The sequence below is a fragment of the Chloroflexus sp. MS-CIW-1 genome, from assembly GCF_030444705.1.
GTDB lineage: Bacteria > Chloroflexota > Chloroflexia > Chloroflexales > Chloroflexaceae > Chloroflexus.
Genome location: NZ_JAUBWR010000002.1, coordinates 523,581 through 540,761, shown reverse-complemented (window position 1 = coordinate 540,761; position 17,181 = coordinate 523,581). Strand labels below are relative to the sequence as shown.

Below are 17,181 nucleotides of genomic sequence, written 5' to 3'. Positions count from 1 at the left end.
CTCTCCCCCTTCCTCTCCCGCAGCGTGGGAGCGGAAGGGGGCTGGGGAAGGTGAGGGCCGGCCTCACCCCCGGCCCCTCTCCCGCCCTGCGGGAGAGGGGTGATCTGGTGCGCAAACGCGGTATCGTTGCCAGCCGCAGGATCGCCCCTGCTCCGCTCCTACCCCCCTTCCGCTCCCGCTTGGTGAGAGCGGAAGGGGGCTGGGGGGAAGGTGAGGGCCGCCCTCACCCCCAGCCCCTCTCCCGCCCTGCGGGAGAGGGGGATTTGGTTCGTGAACGCGGTATCGTTGCCAGCCGCAGGATCGCCCCTGCTCCGCTCATCTCTCCCCCTTCCTCTCCCGCAGCGTGGGAGAGGAAGGGGCTAGGGGAAGGTGAGGGCCTCTCCCGCAGCGTGGGAGAGGAAGGGGGCCAGGGGGGAAGGTAAGGGTGGCGCTTGCACCATCCATGCACTCGCGTTGCACAATTACCGGCTTGCGTTTACAATCGATAAGCACAAGAGCGTTGGCTATCCACACGGGGGGCGTATGCGCATCGTAGCAATGATTATGGCAGGTGGCGAAGGCACCCGTCTCAGTGTCCTCTCGGAAAAACGAGCAAAGCCTTCAGTACCTTTCGCCGGTAAGTTTCGGATCATAGATTTTACCCTATCCAACTGTGTCAACTCTGGTATCTTCGATGTCGCAGTTCTGACTCAGTACCGACCTCATTCTCTCAACGAGCACATCGGTATCGGAAAGCCGTGGGATCTCGACCGTGCTCGTGGTGGTGTGCGCTTACTTCAGCCGTACCAGGGTCGTCGTGATGAGTCGTGGTATCGCGGGACGGCTGATGCCGTCTACCAGAATCTGGCCTACATCCAGGAGCGACGCGCCGATCTGGTACTTATCCTGTCTGGTGATCATATCTACAAGATGAACTACAACGATATTATTAACACGCATCTACAAAAACGGGCTGATCTGACAGTGGCGGTGATGGAGGTACCACTCGAAGAGACCGATCGCTTCGGTATCATGACCATCGACGAAAACGACCGGGTGATCGAATTTACCGAGAAGCCGAAGGGGCGAGATAAGGGAAATCTGGCCTCGATGGGAATCTACGTCTTTAACACTGACATCCTGATCCGGCGTCTTTCCGAGGGTGGGCCGGAGAAACCCCGCATCGATTTCGGTAAGGATGTGATTCCGGCGATGGTCGCTGAAGATCGAGTCTTTGCCCACCGCTTCAAGGGGTATTGGGTCGATGTCGGTACGATCCAGTCGTACTGGGAGACGAGTATGCAGTTGCTCGACCCATCACTTGATTTCGATCTCTTCGATCCAAACTGGTTGATCCGCACCCGTAGCGAAGAGCGACCACCGGCCAAGATCGGGCCGCAGGCAAAGGTGACCCAATCGATTATCTGCAACGGCTGTACTATTCGCGGAACGGTCATTCATTCAGTGTTGTCGCCAGGCGTCTACGTTTCGCCAGGAGCGGTTGTGCGCGATAGTGTGGTTATGAACGATACCTGGATTGGCCCCGGCGCGGTGCTAGATCGGGTGATTATCGATAAAAAGGTCGTGGTCGGCGCCGGTGCTCGGGTCGGTTTTGGTGACGATTTGACGGTGCCGAACCGCAAACAACCTGATAAACTTAACTGCGGGGTGACCGTTGTTGGCAAAGCGGCCCATATTCCAGCCGGAATTACTATCGGTCGGAATGTCATCATTAATGCAGACCGTGAAGCAGAAGATTTTCCAGCCAGTGATGTACCGTCGGGAGAAACGATCTGAGTTCCCAGTTTGTCGGCCATACCGGCGGGAAACGCTCTTGCTGTATTGACGTTACAAACGGAGTCGATATGCTACGCACTCTTGTGATGATACTGGCCGGTGGTGACTCACCGGCACTCAGTGTCCTTACCGCCGAACGCACTGAAGCGGCAGTACCGTTTGGTGGGAAGTACCGCATTATTGATTTTGCGCTCTCAAACTGTGTTAATTCGGGTCTGTACAATGTAGCCGTGTTGACTCAGTATCGTCCACGTTCGCTCCACGCTCACCTTGGCGTTGGACGACCCTGGGATCTCGACCGTGCGCAAGGTGGCTTACGGCTGCTACACCCTTCACCGACCCCTGATGGTGGTGGTTGGCAGCGTGGGACGGCAGATGCGGTACGCTACAATCTTGATGTGGTTGAAGAACAGCCGGTCGATGCAGTGCTCCTCCTGGCCGGTGACCACATTTACAAGATGGATTATACGCCGCTACTCAAACTGCACGAAGAGCGGCAGGCAGATTTAACGATGGCTGTGCGCAGCGTAAGTCCACACGATGCCCATCGTTACGGTATTGTGTCGGTTGGGAGCGAAGGACGGGTGGATCGTTTCGTCGAAAAACCACGCCGGGCCGATTCAAACCTTGCGTCAATGGGTATTTACGTCTTCCGTAAGCAGTATCTGATCGATCTGCTTCGTTCGACCGATGCTGTCGATTTTGGTCGTCATCTGCTGCCGCACATTGTAACAAGTGCGCGTGCTTTTGCTTACTACTTCCAGGGCTATTGGGCCGATGTCGGTACGGTACAGGCGTACTACGAGGCGAATCTGGCGTTGCTGGCTGAAACCCCAGCACTTGATCTGTACGACCCCGAATGGGTGATCCATACGGTCAGTTCTGATCGACCGGGCGCTGAGATTGGCGTGCAAGCACGGGTTGAAAATAGTCTGCTCAGCGATGGCTGCCGGGTATACGGTACGGTTATCGGATCGGTGCTTTCGCCAGGGGTGATCGTTGCTCCCGGTGCAGTCGTGCGTGACTCCATCGTCATGGGCGATGCTATCATCGAACCCGGTGCTGTCCTTGATCGCTGCATTATTGATGAAGGTGTGCGGATTGGCGAGGGGGCGCGAGTCGGTGATGGCGATGATAATACGCCAAACACTGAAGCACCAGAACGCTTGAACACTGGGCTAACCATTGTTGGTTTAAAGGCTCAGATACCGGCAGGTGTGCGCATTGGGCGCAACGTTGCGATCAGACCACGTACACCGGCTAGTGCCTTTCCGGCAGATGGTAACGTGCCGAGTGGAGCGACTATTTAGCGGAACAATATGACATCTCCTGGCGACCTGGTAATTGATCCTTCTATCCGTTCCCGCCTTCAGCAGGGACACCCCTGGGTTTACCGGAATCACCTAATCGGCGGTGAACGATTGCGTACCGGCCAATGGGTATGTGCGCGCTGTGGTGGTTTGACGGTCTATGGCCTGTACGATGCTCAGAGTCCAATCGGTCTACGCATTTACAGTCGGCATGATTTCCCGAACCAGCAATGGTTTCGCGAACGAGTCTGGGAAGCCTGGGAACTGCGGGCGCCAATACGGGCCAGTGGTCAGACAACGGCCTACCGTTGGATCTATGGCGAAGGTGATTATCTGCCCGGTCTGGTCGTTGATCGTTACGGCGATTATGCTGTTATCCAAACCTACGCCGATAGTGTACAAACGATTGTGCCCATCGTCGCGAATGCCCTCCGTGCCGTTGATCCGGAGCTGCGCGGTGTGATACAGCGACCACGCCAGCACGATGATGATGACCAGGCACAACCGATATTGCTGTGGGGAGAGTGGCCGCCACGCAATCTGGTTGTACAGGAAAACGGTCTTTTTTTTCAGGTTGATATGCTCTACGGTCAGAAAACCGGTCTATTTCTCGACCAGCGTGAGAACCGGCGCACGCTGGAGGGGATGGTTGCCGGCGCCAGTGTGCTGAACTGTTTTGCGTACACTGGAGGTTTTTCCCTCTATGCCTTACGCGGTAATGCAGCCGAAGTCGTGAGTTGCGACGTTGGGCATGGGCTGGCCGAGGCGACAGCCACTAATATCGCTCTCAACCATTTGCCAGCAGACCGTCATCGCTTTGTGACCGACGATTGTTTCGCGCTGCTTGACCAGTATGCTAGGCGAGGACAGATGTTCGATGTTGTCATTCTTGATCCGCCTAGCTTTGCCCGCACACGTAGCAGTCAGCACGCTGCCATGCGCGCCTACGTGCGAATCAATGCACTGGGATTGCGTTGTGTCACGCCTGGCGGTCTGCTGGTAACTGCCAGTTGTACGGCACAAATTGGGCCAGAGCAGTTCCGTGAGTTGCTCGGTGAAGCGGCTGCCCAGGCCCATCGCCGAATGCAAATCATTCACGAGGCTGGTCACCCGCTCGATCATCCCGTGCCCGCCGGTTTTCCTGAAGGACGGTATCTAAAGTATGTGATTGCCCGTGTACAGACCCTGGTGTAGATGTGTACCTGGAGAGGTGCCACGACATCGTAGTGCATCCGTTTCCCGGCATGAGAATTCGTTTCAATCCTCACAGATACAGGGATTGTTCGGCTATGCTATAATCTGGCTATGCACGTTCTCCAAATCTCGTGGGAATATCCACCACATATCGTCGGTGGTCTTGGTCGCCATGTAGCCGATCTGGCGCCAGCCCTAACTGAGCACGATGTGATCGTTACCGTCCTTACCCCCCAACTACGTGGCGGGGAGGCGTTTGAACGTCATCAAAATCTCACCATCTGTCGTGTCTCAGTTCCAACGCTCGATACCGACGACTTTCCCGGTTTTGTCTATCATACCGGTCGCCATCTTGAGCAGGCAGCTCATGCGCTTTTCCCTGGCGGACGACCTGATCTGATTCACGTTCACGACTGGCTTACCGCTGAAGTTGGGATTGCCCTCAAACATCACTGGCGCATCCCGCTGATTGCTACCATTCATGCAACCGAACGTGGTCGTGGGCGGGGCGCCATCAACGGTCAGCGTGCCCAATATATTAACGATCTCGAATGGCGTCTGACCTACGAAGCCTGGCGGGTGATTGTCTGTTCGCATTTTATGGCTCGTCAGATCCGAGAATACTTTACCACACCGGCGGATAAGATCGATGTGATCTCGAATGGTGTACACTTGCCCTCCCAACCGTTTGCCAATCCGGCCGAATGGGTGTCATTCCGCCGCCGGTTTGCTGCCGATAACGAAGCACTCGTCATCTTTGTCGGACGGTTAGTGTACGAGAAGGGGGTACATATTTTGTTAGAGGCCTGGCCACGAGTGGTAGCCGACATACCGGCGCGTCTGGTTATTGCCGGTACCGGCAGTATGCTCGACGAACTGAGACGGCGTGCAACCGAACTCGGTATTGCGGTAGAGTTTCTGGGCTTTATCAGCGATGAAGACCGCAACCGGCTATACGCAGTTGGTGATGTTGCCGTCTTTCCCTCCCTCTATGAACCGTTTGGCATTGTCGCGTTGGAAGCCTTTGCCGCCGGGTGTCCGGTGATTGTCTCTGATGCTGGTGGATTAGCCGAAGTTGTGCAACACGAACTCAACGGCCTCGTTGTGCCAGCAGGAGATGTAGAGGGGCTGGTCCAGGCACTGCTTGCCAGCCTGCATGCACCCGCCGATTCACGGCTACGTGCGGCACGCGGTGCTGCGCTGGCCCGTGCCTACTACACTTGGACACGCATTGCCGGTGAAGTCAAAGCAGTGTACGATCGTGTCTGGATGGAGTGGAAAGCTGGTGCTTGGGGTAAAGAGATTATGCGCCGCGCTTGAGGCAGATGAACAGGGAATGACACTATGCCCGGAAACACCTTTGGTCACGTCTTTCGCTTAACAACGTGGGGCGAGTCGCACGGGCCGGCAGTTGGTTGTACCGTCGATGGTTGCCCCGCCGGTTTGCCGCTTGATGTTGCCGATATTCAGCGTGAACTTGATCGCCGACGTGTCGGTCAGAGTCGGGTCAGTTCGCAGCGTCGTGAGGCCGATGAAGTTCAGATTCTCTCTGGCGTTTTCGAGGGGCGCACAACCGGTACCCCGATTACAATGATCGTGTACAACACCGACGCCAAATCGCACCACTACGAAAATATTAAAGATACCTATCGCCCCGGTCATGCCGACTATACCTGGGATGTCAAGTACGGCTTTCGCGACTGGCGTGGTGGTGGCCGCTCATCGGCGCGTGAGACCATCGGGCGGGTGGCAGGTGGTGCTGTGGCCCGACGCCTCCTGGCAACCTACGGTGTAAGTATTATCGGTTACACCCTGCAACTGGCCGATCTGCGCGCCGAAGTGTTTGATGAAGCAGAAATTGAGCGGAATATTATGCGCTGCCCTGATGCCCGCATTGCAGCACTCATGGTCGAACGAGTTGATCAGGCGCGTCGTGAACTCGACTCGCTGGGTGGTATTGTTGAAGTGCGTGCCCGAGGAGTTCCTCCCGGCTTGGGCGAGCCGGTTTTTGATAAACTTCAGGCTGATATAGGCAAGGCTATGTTCTCCATTCCGGCTATCAAAGGGGTTGAGATTGGTGAAGGCTTCGGTGTAGCTATGCTCCGTGGGTCGCAGAATAACGATCCCTTCATTCGCCGGGATGATGGCACCATTGGGACGCTTTCCAATCATCATGGCGGCATTCTCGGCGGTATTTCAACCGGAGAAGAAATTGTGGTACGTCTGGCAGCCAAGCCTCCGGCTAGCATCGCTCGCCCCCAACAGACGGTTGATCGCGAAGGAAATCCGGTTACGATTGAAGTGCATGGCCGCCACGATCCAACAGTTCTGCCGCGCCTGGTACCGGTAGCCGAAGCGATGCTGGCATTGGTGTTGGCCGACCATCTCCTTCGTCAGCGGCTAGCTCGCGTGACGTGGGAGGATCATTATGGCGAAGCATGATGAACTACCGAAGAGAAGCCGCTGGTTGCCATTGCTGGCATTACTAGCTGTCTTAAGCTGGTTCCTGGTCATTGCTATGCTGATCCGTCTCAATTTGACCGACGGCTCAGCAATTAGATGGCGTCTGCTTTTCGCTGTTGTAGCTTTTATCACCGGTATTACCACCTTTGGGTCTCTCGAACGATGGCTTGAGTTGCCCGGTCTGACCGTAGAAGGGACGCTAGGAGTCTGGCTTTTTCTGGTTACGGTGGCAATGATACCGGCGCCTACCGGTACTTTACTCGACCCACCTGATATACCGGTGTACACATTGATGTTGTTTGCCGTCTTTCTGTGTGTTGCTGCAATCTGTCGGCCAATTATTGCTGTTCTGAGTCGGCGCTGGATTACACTGCGGGCCTGGGCACTCGACAACCGTAGGGTGCGTCGTGAAGCATACGAATGTGGCATATTCGTTGCCACTGTTTTGGCGTTGGCCGCGTTGCGCACGCTTGACCCGATTAAATTTATTGCGCTGGCCGTGATCCTGGTGCTGATTGAAATTCTCTTCTTATCGTTGATCGGGTTAGAAAGAGCATAACGCGGTAAAGGAATACGCACTATGATCCGTATTGCTATCATCGGTCTGGGGCTGATCGGAACGTCATTGGGTATGGCCCTCCGTAATGCTGATCCGAAGGAGTCACCCATCGGCCACATTACGATCACCGGTTTTGATCGCGACCTCAAGGTTACTCGTGAAGCACGTGGACGATTAGCAATTGATCGTGAAGCCCGCACGTTAGCCGATGCAGTCCACGACGCGCAAATCGTGGTTGTCGCAACGCCGGTACGTGCCATTCGCGATGTGTTCGGCGAACTGGCTTCACTTTTACCCAATGGGGCGATCGTCACTGATGTTGCCAGTACGAAAGCGATGGTCTGCCACTGGGCAAGCGAACTTCTCCCGTCAACCGTTACCTTCATCGGTGGCCATCCAATGGCCGGTCGTGAACAATCGGGGCCAGGCGCAGCCGATCCTGACCTCTTCCGTGGTGCGATCTACTGTCTTACGACCATCAGCACCACAACGCCGCAGGCTGTTGAAGCGGTAGAAGCGATGGTGCGCACAATCGGCGCCAAGCCGTACTACATCGATCCAGAAGAGCATGATGCCTACGTAGCCGGTATCTCGCATCTCCCCCTTCTGCTCTCCGTTGGTTTGGTCACTGCAACCGGGAATAGTCCGGCCTGGAAAGAAATGGCACCGCTGGCTGCTACCGGCTTCCGCGATGTATCGCGTCTGGCCTCCGGTGATCCCGCCATGCAGCGTGATATTCTGCTGACCAATCCGCATGGCTTAAGCCGCTGGATCGACGAAGTGATTCGCTTCCTCGTAACGGCCCGTGATCAGATTACTGCCGGTGATGCGGAAGCTATCGAACAACTCCTGCAACAAGCCAAGGCTACTCGTGATGCATGGCTTGCCAGTAAGCCGCACCTACGTCCTGGTGAAGCGGATTTCACCAGCATGCCTACCGTCGAACGACCGAGTCTGCTCGGCTTGCGCTGGCCGAAACGAAATGAATGATGTGATGGTAGTCTGCTGCAACTTCCAACCCTGCCGCATAAACGAGGTGCTATCGTGCTCAGAGTCGTCGGTGGTGCAGATCAGCACTGTCGTTGGTTGACATCGCTCGACCCGATGTGCAAAAATAACGCATATACAGATGCCTAGGTGGTCCCGGCAAAAGGATCAACATCATGACACATCTGCTCAACTGGCTCCTGCGCATCGATTCGCCTGATCCTGAAGTTCAACGCCGAGGAAAGATTCTCGTTACCTTAAGTTCTGGGATCGTAGCTGTTTTGCTGACGGTCGGGCTCACCCTGACCCTCTTCCAACCGACAGTTGGGCGCCTGGTGAATCTGACCCTGGCAGTGCTGGTTTTTGGTACCGCAGCCGTTCTCGGCAAAAAAGGGTTGGTAACGGTTGGCAGCTATGTCTTGATCATTCTGACCTCCCTCGGTGCGCTAAGCGGTGAATTTCTTAATCCAACCTCACCGTTTAACACCTTTTATCTTATTGTCAGTGTCTTGCTTGCCAGCATTTTGCTCAAACCATCCCAGATATGGATTGTGCTCGGGCTGTGTCTATTAGGTATTGTGGGGATCAGTCGACTGATTCCGACAGAAATCCGTGCTGGCGGTAACTTCAACACTGCATTAAGCCACCTTACCGTACTTCTCATCGTGAGCGCATTGATCTCTTTCATCGGCGCACAGAGTCTGGTTTCGGCACTCAACACCGCTAACGAAGCGCGTCTGCAAGCCGAAAAAGCCTATCAGCAGCTTGCCGAACTTAATGCGTCATTGGAAGAACGGGTTGCCGAGCGAACGGCGGCATTACAACGCCTCAGTGATGAGCAGCGTGCGACACTGCTCCAGTTAGAGCAGAGTCTCACCACTCAACAGCAGCTCCAGCGCACAATTGCCGAACTTTCTGTTCCTGTGATTCCGGTACGCGATGATACACTGGTCATCCCCTTGGTTGGTGCAGCTACCCCTGAACTGCTTGAACATCTGAACCACCATGCATTACGGGCAATTGAGCAATACCGGGCACGTACCCTCATCATTGATGTAACTGGTATTGCTATCCTCGATACCCACGCAGCCGAACGACTCGTGCAAACGGCGATAGCAGCCCGTCTGCTTGGCGCCGAGACGGTGGTCGTCGGCATTCGCCCAGAAATAGCACAGACCCTGGTTAGTCTTGGTACACCGCTGACCTATCTGCGCACTGCTGCCACGTTACAGGCGGCGTTATTTGGTCAGCAGTCGCGGCTTCGCGGCTAGATGGCAGGAAAGCAAACTTTTCATAATAGCTTACTCAGACTCGAAATGACGTATTCGTATTCCTGGATCAGGAAGCATTCTTCATCGTCTGAGCTACCGGAGTAAAAGTGTGCAAGTGTTACCCGAAAGTGCGTTTGATCATTTCATCGGTGTTTACAGTGCTGTGAAGAAAACGTTTGAAACTGTCCATTCGTCGACAGGACAGAAGTTTCGTTCTCCACTAGTTTCGATTCGCTGGCATTTCTATCTGGTACTGTTGTTTACATTCCTCTCCTGGTTTTTTGTCAGTCAGCCTCTTGTCAGTATGATCACAGCGGATTTTCGTTTTATTGTTAGTGTTTTTGGGTCTGCATTGTGGATTATTCTCATTGCTCTCATTATTCGTCCGATTTACCTTTATATTAATAACAAGCCGTTCTTGCTGTTGTTGTGTAGCGTCTTGTTTCTGCCAGCCTTACCACTATTATTATTTGCAATCATTACAAACAATGTTACCAATGCGATCATCTATTATCTGTTCTGGTTCACAATATCGTTTGTGGCCTGGCTCATGTTATTCGGTATGATCACGATGATCGGTGGAAATATCCCTTTCATTGCATTACTACTCTTTTCATCGGTTAAAAACAACCAGGGAGAGAAAGACCTGATTCCAGGTTATATCGACATCGTGCGCCAGGCAGCCAGCAACATTCAGAGTGATGACAGGTTCAAAAAGTTAGATATAAACGACTGGCGCCATATCGAGCATATCGCACGTTGGAAGTTTGATGGTATGAATGGCCGTCTACAGGCATTCTCATTTGGTATTAGTGGATTGGCATTTCTGAGCATCTTTGCCCTGATATTTTCCCCAGAAGAAGTTCGCCAAATGCAGGAACAGTTTTGGCAAATGATCGGTCAATTTTTGGGGATAGTACCGGAGGAAGATGGGCAGACAGGTATCCTGTTGTTGATCGTCTTTGGGATCGTGTTTCTGGCGATACGATATTTTTATCGCTCCTACGCTGAACTACGGTATCTCGAAGCAATTGGCATCATCTGCGGTTTAGTCCAACAGTCGCAGCCAGCCGACGGTCCGGTAAGCGAGCCACCCCCTGTTACCAGCTCTCCACCTGCGAACACAGATGATGAAGACACGTCAACAGACGCGGTTGAAGTTGTTTCTCACCCAGCCTCGATACACGATCAGACAACAGAATAACGCTGTTCGTAGGTGATCATCGCAGAGTACCAGGCAATGAGATCGTTGGAAACTCCTGGATCCATCGAAAAGAGCTTTTCAATATTTCCAAAATTCTTGTGACTGGAAGCGCAGACTTCTCGATCGCATCCTACAGTGACCTCGGTGGAACTTTGTAGGAGGGCAAGGACATCGGGTCGCTTGGTGCGGCGACGACGCATAGTGGCCCCCCTCCTGCTCCCCGTGTGGGAGAGGAAGAGGGCTGGGGTGAAGGTGAGGGGAACCGGATGGCTAACACGACGCACCCTGAATGCGACCGCTGGGCGCACGGGCCGCTTGACCGGCGGGGGAGTGGGCGTGCGGGTTAGGATGCACCCTGAATGCGACCGCTGGGTGCGCGGGCCGCTTGACCGGCGGGGGAGTGGGCGTGCGGGTTAGGATGCACCCTGAATGCGACCGCTGGGTGCGCGGGCCGCTTGACCGGCAGTGGAGTGGGCGTGCGGGTTAGGATGCACCCTGAATGCGACCGCTGGGTGCGCGGGCCTCCGGCCCGCATTGTGCAGTGGTTGCGATGGAACCAACACCCATCGCAAGCGCTCACGATGCGATCGGGGTTAGAACCCGCACCGACCGCGTCGGCGGCGGACATCACCGGCGTACCAACGAGAGGACGCTGTACGCTGCTGCACACACGATGAACGGGTTGGGTAGCTCGTTGTTCCTCTCATCTGTCAGCCAGGTGAAAACGTTAAAAAGCCCTAATTCACGAACAAACGTACTTGACAAAACAAGTGTTCGGAAGTTATAATTACTACATCAGTTCTACTATTGCGCCGCAGTCTACCGAGGCCGCGGTCAACGAAAGGAAAGTGGCCATGCGAAAGCATGAGATGTCTGATCGACAGGCAGAGATTTATCAATATATTGTACGTTTTATAAGAGAACGTGGTATTTCTCCATCAATTCGTGACATCCAGCGTGATCTCCATATCTCCTCAACCTCAGTTGTATCATACAACTTAGATGTCCTGGAAAAACTCGGTAAAATCGTGCGCAATGATAAAATCTCCCGCGGGATTAGCCTGCCAGGGTTAACACCAACCATGTTGCGAAATGAGATTGGTCGAGTGCCTTTGCTAGGCACCATTACCGCAGGTTCACCGCTCCCCGATCCAGAAGAGATTGATATTAGTCGAGCAGAGCAGATCGTTGTCCCCGCTGATGTTGTCCCACCTGAGCGATTGACGAACGTGTATGCGCTTAAGGTGCGCGGGCAATCGATGATTGATGCCCTGATCGATGACGGTGATATTGTGCTACTGCGCCAGCAAGAAACGGCTGAGAACGGCCAGATGGTAGCCGCATGGCTGATCGACGAAAACGCGGTGACCCTCAAGAAGTTTTATCGCGAAGAGGGCCGTATCCGCCTGCAACCGGCTAACTCGACGATGCAACCTATCTACACGCATCCTGATAATGTTCGTATTCGGGGGCGCGTGATCGGTGTCCTGCGCAGTTTGATCTAATCGCCTACTCCACAATACTCTAATAGCCGATGCTCAATTGCGATTGAGCATCTTTTTTGTCTCAGATGGCCGATGTTATGCCTCGGTCTGATCTCATTCGCTCGGTAGGCCAACGAGCAGTGTTCCTGGTTCGGGTATCGTTTTCTCTTGCGGTTGAAACGGCACCAGTTATTGCCTTCGACTTGTTGCAGCTTGATTTCGAGTGGTCACACACCCTTATCTGCTCCAATCGCTCTTGCCTTCTACTCGCCGGACGGGAGCGGAAAGTGGGCCGAGGGAAGGTAGGGGGTGTCGCACTTCTTAGCGCGTGATCAAAAACCCAGATTTCTCATCGTACCGTACCCGTTCGACCATTGCGTAAGGGGTTACCAACGTTCTTTCCCGCCAGTCACTCCACGTTCCCCTTTCCTCTACCCGCGTGGGAGCAGAAGAGGGCGAGGGGGATAGTGAGGGGCCGTGTTGTACCACCGCTCTACGGGACCATCGGCGGCGCAATTGGCGGGGCATCAACCGGCATCAGCCACGGCTCAACTGGCGGCACAATCCACCACCACTCGACTGTTACCCACATCACCAGCGCAATCGCGCCAATAACGACAACAAACCCTAGATCACTCCAACGCGGTTGCCATTTCCGTGTCGGTAACGCAAGATGTGAACTGATCCAGAGCAGGATGAAGGTGCACAGTCCAAACCCAAGCAACGTCGCACGATAGACCGGCATAAGTAATGGCCCTTCTGGAGCGTAACGCACGATCCCGATACTAAACTGCGACAAAAAGGGGATAACCATAAACGGATCACTTGCGCTAAAAAATGGTAGATCGGGCTGCGGCATTATTGGCACAACCGTCGTTACGGCAACGATAGCGCTGAACGGATTGAGGTAAAGAAGCCATGGTGGTGGGCTTTGACCTTGCGGATTACTGAATTGCGACCAGACTGACGCGATGATCAACGGCACACCGCAAATAAGTAGTACAATCGCATAGCTTAAAATGACCGCCGGTACAGTGCGACCTAGGAGTGCCGAACTGAAGAGACCTACCGCGCCAAAGAAGAGAGCCGCACTACCCAATAGAAGGACTGTCAAGACCAGTGTTCGCAATGAGACGCCACCGAAAATCAAGACGGTGCTGAACACCGGTATTGATGCCACAATTAGCAGAAACAGATAGCTTAGGGCACCAATGAGCTTGCCCGATAACATTTGACCGGGGCGTAAGGGAGTTGCCAGCAACATATCATAGGTCAGGCGCTCGCGTTCGCTGCTGATCGCACTGCTCGTTAATATCGGTGCTACCAACACGATAAAGAACATCTCGGTAAAGGCCAGACCCTTGAATAACGCCTGTCCGATATGTGAACTCAACACGACCATCCCACTCCGCGCCTGTGAGACCATATACTGATAGATGCCAAAGGTTGTGAGGATCAGAACGAGCAGGAAGATGGTCAGAATCAGGTATGGACGTACACCACGCATGCGGGTGCGTGCTTCACGTACCAGAATGGGATTGAGTTGTGGTAACCGGAGTTGTGCAGCCATAGACTCCCCTACTGTTACATTACGACGTTTTCAGCCAGTATTTGCCATTGTCAAGCGTAAGAAGAACTCTTCGAGGTTCTCGCTGCGTGCACTAAACTCGCTGACTGCCACGCCAGCCTTTACCAATTCGGAAAGGAGTGTAGCGCACTGCTCTTCATCAACCGGTTGAATAAAGTCTACAGTCAATGAGCGCGGATCGGACGGCACAGTGCTAACAGCCTGTACCAGTGGTTGATGTTGAAGTAAGGTCAGTGCTAAGACTACATCGCTCTCGCGGGCAATTCGCATGCGTACCCGTGAACCGGTGGCTAATTGTTGCTGCACTTCAGCCAACGAGCCGCTGATCAGTATCCTTCCGTGATCGATAATGCCAATCGCATCGCACACTTCGGCCAGTTCACTCAAAATATGCGAGCTGAGCATGATCGTCTTTCCCATGTCTCGAAGCGTGCGTAATAACTCGCGTAACTCTACCCGTGCGCGTGGGTCTAAACCGCTCGCCGGCTCATCAAGCAGCAAGATGGGCGGGTCGTGTACCAGGGCATGGGCCAGACAGAGACGTTGCTGCATACCGCGGGAGAGGGTTTGCACAAACGCATCACGTTTGTCACTCAGATCAACCAATTCGAGAAGTTCATCTACCACCTGGCGCAGGCGGGCCCCGCGTAACCCATAACAACGGGCGAAAAAGTCGAGATATTCCCAGACCCGCAGATCGTCGTAGACGCCGAAAAAATCCGGCATATAGCCGACGAACCGCTGCGCCAGCCTGCTAGTTAACCGTTCGCCCATAAGGCGGATTTCACCACTGGTTGGGGTTTGTAAGCCGGCCAACAACCGCAACGTGGTTGTCTTACCGGCTCCATTTGGGCCAATGAATCCGTAAATACACCCTTGCGGTACCTGCAAATTGAGTCGGTCAAGCGCAACCAACTTCTTGTAGCGGTGTGTCAGTTCTATGGTTTCAATGGCCAGCGTCATGGTAGGCGCCCTCGCACGATAGGGTCAGGATAAACACAGGTAAGGTTCTGCATATCGCGATTCTTGAGCCGCAATCGTATAATCCCCTGATGACTGAGAAAATGATCGGGCTGAGGTATCTCGACCTCTATATTTTGAAACACCTGGGTCGGAACCGATTCCCACTGCCCGTTCGTCCAGTTGTACACCTCGATATCCCCATTCCAGAAAGAGTCAGAGCGTAAGCTGAATGCCAGGGAGGTAGGTTGTAAACCGACAAGACTCTCTGGTAGCGTAAAACGCATAACCGTTGCGTTACTATCAGGAATAATGCCGAGCCTATCCCCGGTGTAGCATGGACTATTGAAACCACCACTCTGTTCAACTGAAATCGAAAAACTACCGTTCCGCAGTTCTAACTCGCCGGTTGTGCGCAAATGTGCCGTACCACGGATCAACGTGAGCTGCTGCATAGTTGCTCGTCGTTCAAGCGGCGTCAGCCAGGTTATAGTATTACTATACCAGGCTAAGACCAATGGTTGCAGGCCGCGAGTGTTGGTGCCATACCCGTAAAGAGCATCGAGAATCCGGCCTCGTAGTTGAAGTGTTGGCGAAACTGGTTGCCCTATCTTTCCCATAGCCTCAAATTGAGGGCCGTAAATGAGATAACTGAGCGAGATGCCATCAAAAGCATGCGATGGTTGTTCGAGTGATACCGAACGCTGCTCGCCGGGAGATAGGTTACCGATCATACCGACCCGATTCCCGTAGATCAGTACCACGTCTTCAAGTGAACGATCACTGCGGTTTGTTACATCACCCTTTACCTCGTCACCGTCAATTGTAATGTGTGCGGTCAGGTCTGGCGTGCGAACGATTCGATCACTGAGCAGACCCTGGAGTGACCATTGTTGAATCTCTAACCCCTCTACCACCTGACCATCAGCAGCCGCCTGCACATAACGGCCATTCGTTAACGATGGTGTACTCCACGGTCCTTGCACTGAAATCGGGCGTACTAACGCGGTGGTGTCAGTGGTACCTAAACGATAGGTAGACCGATCTGGGGAAAAAATACCAATGAATGCCCGTTCCCGCGCCAGTGTTGGGGTATTCGCGTCGAGGAGTGTAATCTGGCTGATAATGACTTCTCCCCCGCGCAGACCATAGCCGATGCTGTAGGCAATAGCGGCGAAGATCACAGTCAGCACCGGTATTACGATCCAGCCCAGTGCCAGCCGATCTAACCGGCGTAAGACCAGGTACGTTATCGGCCCGACCACGATCAGATAACAGGCAAGTAACATGCCGATCACGTTCAGGGAAGGTAAATCCAGTGCCGGTAAGCTGGTTAATGCGCTGGCGAGATTCTCTTCAAGGTATGTTGCGTAGAGTTTGGTACCAAAACCTAGCCCCTGCGGAATAAACGATGGAGGGGGAAGCAGTGCCTGCCATAACTCACGCCAGCCTATCCAGTTTATCAATTGGGGGGTAGCTAGATCAAACGCAAGAACGATTGCTTGACCTTCACCGTAACGGATTCCGTAAGCCAGTGGCAACTGACTCTTGATCAACGGTATGGTTACTGGGAAGACACGTTGGGTTGCTGTCCCCGTAGCCGGGTTTAACCCCACAAGTGTTAGCGGCGGATCACTAAGTGGGTCTGATCGAGCGCTGACTGTGGCAGCGACAAGCTCTGGTGGCAAGAGCGACAACGTGCGTTGTATGCCAATATCACCATTCACCAGCAACGTGCCACCACGTTGTACCCAGCCTTGTAACGCACTCTGCTGCGCTGGTGACACTTCATTGACCGCAACATCGGTGAGAATAAGGGCATCAAAGGCCGACAGCCCTAAACTTTCTGTCGGCAACTCCATCAGAGACAAGGGCACGCTTGTCACTCGTATGCCATCAGTCAACTGTGCAGGTAAACGAACTTCACGATCACCGATCACGCCAACCAGTACACCTTCCGAGACCAGTTGCAAACGTGCTGAAGTCGTGGCTACCTCAGCGCCGTCCGCTAATAGTCGGACATTGAGTTGCCGTGAGTTGCCGTAGATGTACGCAAGGATCGTGACTCCTTTCCGGCCCCCACCTGGCACATCAATAAATGTGCTCTGAAAAGGCCCATTACTCGTTCCAACCACGATCTCAACACTACGGTCAACGCCTCTGTTTGTTACTTCCACAGCGACCGGTAACCACGTTCCAGGACGAACAAAACCTTGAAACGCCGGTCGGGCAACCAGCGTCATATCCGGCATATCCGACGATTGGGCCGTAGTTGTTGCCACGATGCTATGACTTAAAACCAGCCAGACCAGCAACAGTCCTGGCAACAAAAGCCTCACACGCCATGGGTGCATGCGGTTTCCTCCATCACACGATTGTTAGTCA

Annotated in this window: 14 protein-coding genes; 10 read left to right on the top strand and 4 right to left on the bottom strand. The window is 53.9% G+C overall.

The genetic code is table 11. The annotated features are described in order from the left end of the window. Positions 1-522 precede the first annotated feature (522 nt). From QTO31_RS15115 to QTO31_RS15075, 9 genes are all read left to right on the top strand, one after another. A complete protein-coding gene (locus QTO31_RS15115) occupies positions 523-1,776 on the top strand; it encodes a glucose-1-phosphate adenylyltransferase (RefSeq protein WP_031461174.1) in 1,254 nt (417 codons plus the stop codon). A gap of 68 nt (positions 1,777-1,844) precedes the next feature. Further along, positions 1,845-3,086, top strand: coding sequence for a glucose-1-phosphate adenylyltransferase family protein (locus tag QTO31_RS15110; RefSeq protein ID WP_301429914.1), 1,242 nt, complete (start codon positions 1,845-1,847; stop codon positions 3,084-3,086). A gap of 9 nt (positions 3,087-3,095) precedes the next feature. Continuing rightward, entirely contained in the window at positions 3,096-4,280 is a 1,185-nt protein-coding gene (locus QTO31_RS15105) for a class I SAM-dependent rRNA methyltransferase (RefSeq protein WP_031461172.1), read from the top strand. 111 nt (positions 4,281-4,391) lie between these two features. Beyond that, a complete protein-coding gene (locus QTO31_RS15100; protein ID WP_301429912.1) occupies positions 4,392-5,600 on the top strand; it encodes a glycosyltransferase family 4 protein in 1,209 nt (402 codons plus the stop codon). A 24-nt stretch (positions 5,601-5,624) separates the two neighbouring features. Further along, positions 5,625-6,722 (top strand): chorismate synthase, encoded by a 1,098-nt coding sequence (gene aroC / locus QTO31_RS15095; protein WP_031461170.1) that lies wholly within the window; start codon positions 5,625-5,627, stop codon positions 6,720-6,722. After that, positions 6,709-7,302: a hypothetical protein gene (locus QTO31_RS15090; protein WP_031461169.1), complete on the top strand. Its 594-nt coding sequence runs from the start codon at positions 6,709-6,711 to the stop codon at positions 7,300-7,302. The genes aroC and QTO31_RS15090 overlap by 14 nt, the downstream gene beginning before the upstream one ends. 21 nt (positions 7,303-7,323) lie before the next feature. After that, positions 7,324-8,292: a prephenate dehydrogenase gene (locus tag QTO31_RS15085; RefSeq protein ID WP_301429910.1), complete on the top strand. Its 969-nt coding sequence runs from the start codon at positions 7,324-7,326 to the stop codon at positions 8,290-8,292. A 173-nt stretch (positions 8,293-8,465) separates the two neighbouring features. Continuing rightward, positions 8,466-9,560, top strand: a complete 1,095-nt coding sequence (locus tag QTO31_RS15080; protein WP_301429909.1) for an STAS domain-containing protein — start codon at positions 8,466-8,468, stop codon at positions 9,558-9,560. 109 nt (positions 9,561-9,669) lie between these two features. Beyond that, entirely contained in the window at positions 9,670-10,764 is a 1,095-nt protein-coding gene (locus tag QTO31_RS15075) for a hypothetical protein (protein ID WP_301429908.1), read from the top strand. Here the strand turns inward: QTO31_RS15075 and QTO31_RS15070 are convergent. Further along, on the bottom strand, positions 10,749-10,964 hold the full coding sequence (locus tag QTO31_RS15070) for a hypothetical protein (RefSeq protein WP_031461431.1): 216 nt from the start codon (positions 10,962-10,964) through the stop codon (positions 10,749-10,751). The genes QTO31_RS15075 and QTO31_RS15070 overlap by 16 nt on opposite strands. 654 nt (positions 10,965-11,618) lie before the next feature. Between QTO31_RS15070 and lexA the strand changes: the two genes are divergently transcribed. After that, positions 11,619-12,269: a transcriptional repressor LexA gene (gene lexA, locus QTO31_RS15065; protein ID WP_031459015.1), complete on the top strand. Its 651-nt coding sequence runs from the start codon at positions 11,619-11,621 to the stop codon at positions 12,267-12,269. A gap of 472 nt (positions 12,270-12,741) precedes the next feature. Here the strand turns inward: lexA and QTO31_RS15060 are convergent, their stop codons facing one another. The 3 genes from QTO31_RS15060 to QTO31_RS15050 are packed head-to-tail and all read right to left on the bottom strand — an operon-like array spanning position 12,742 to position 17,150. Beyond that, positions 12,742-13,818 carry an ABC transporter permease gene (locus QTO31_RS15060; RefSeq protein WP_301429906.1) on the bottom strand — a complete coding sequence of 359 codons (1,077 nt, stop codon included), beginning with the start codon at positions 13,816-13,818 and terminating at the stop codon, positions 12,742-12,744. A gap of 30 nt (positions 13,819-13,848) precedes the next feature. Then, positions 13,849-14,799 carry an ABC transporter ATP-binding protein gene (locus QTO31_RS15055; protein WP_301429904.1) on the bottom strand — a complete coding sequence of 317 codons (951 nt, stop codon included), beginning with the start codon at positions 14,797-14,799 and terminating at the stop codon, positions 13,849-13,851. Next, a complete protein-coding gene (locus QTO31_RS15050) occupies positions 14,796-17,150 on the bottom strand; it encodes a hypothetical protein (RefSeq protein ID WP_301429902.1) in 2,355 nt (784 codons plus the stop codon). The genes QTO31_RS15055 and QTO31_RS15050 overlap by 4 nt, the downstream gene beginning before the upstream one ends. Between the last annotated feature and the right edge of the window lie 31 nt (positions 17,151-17,181).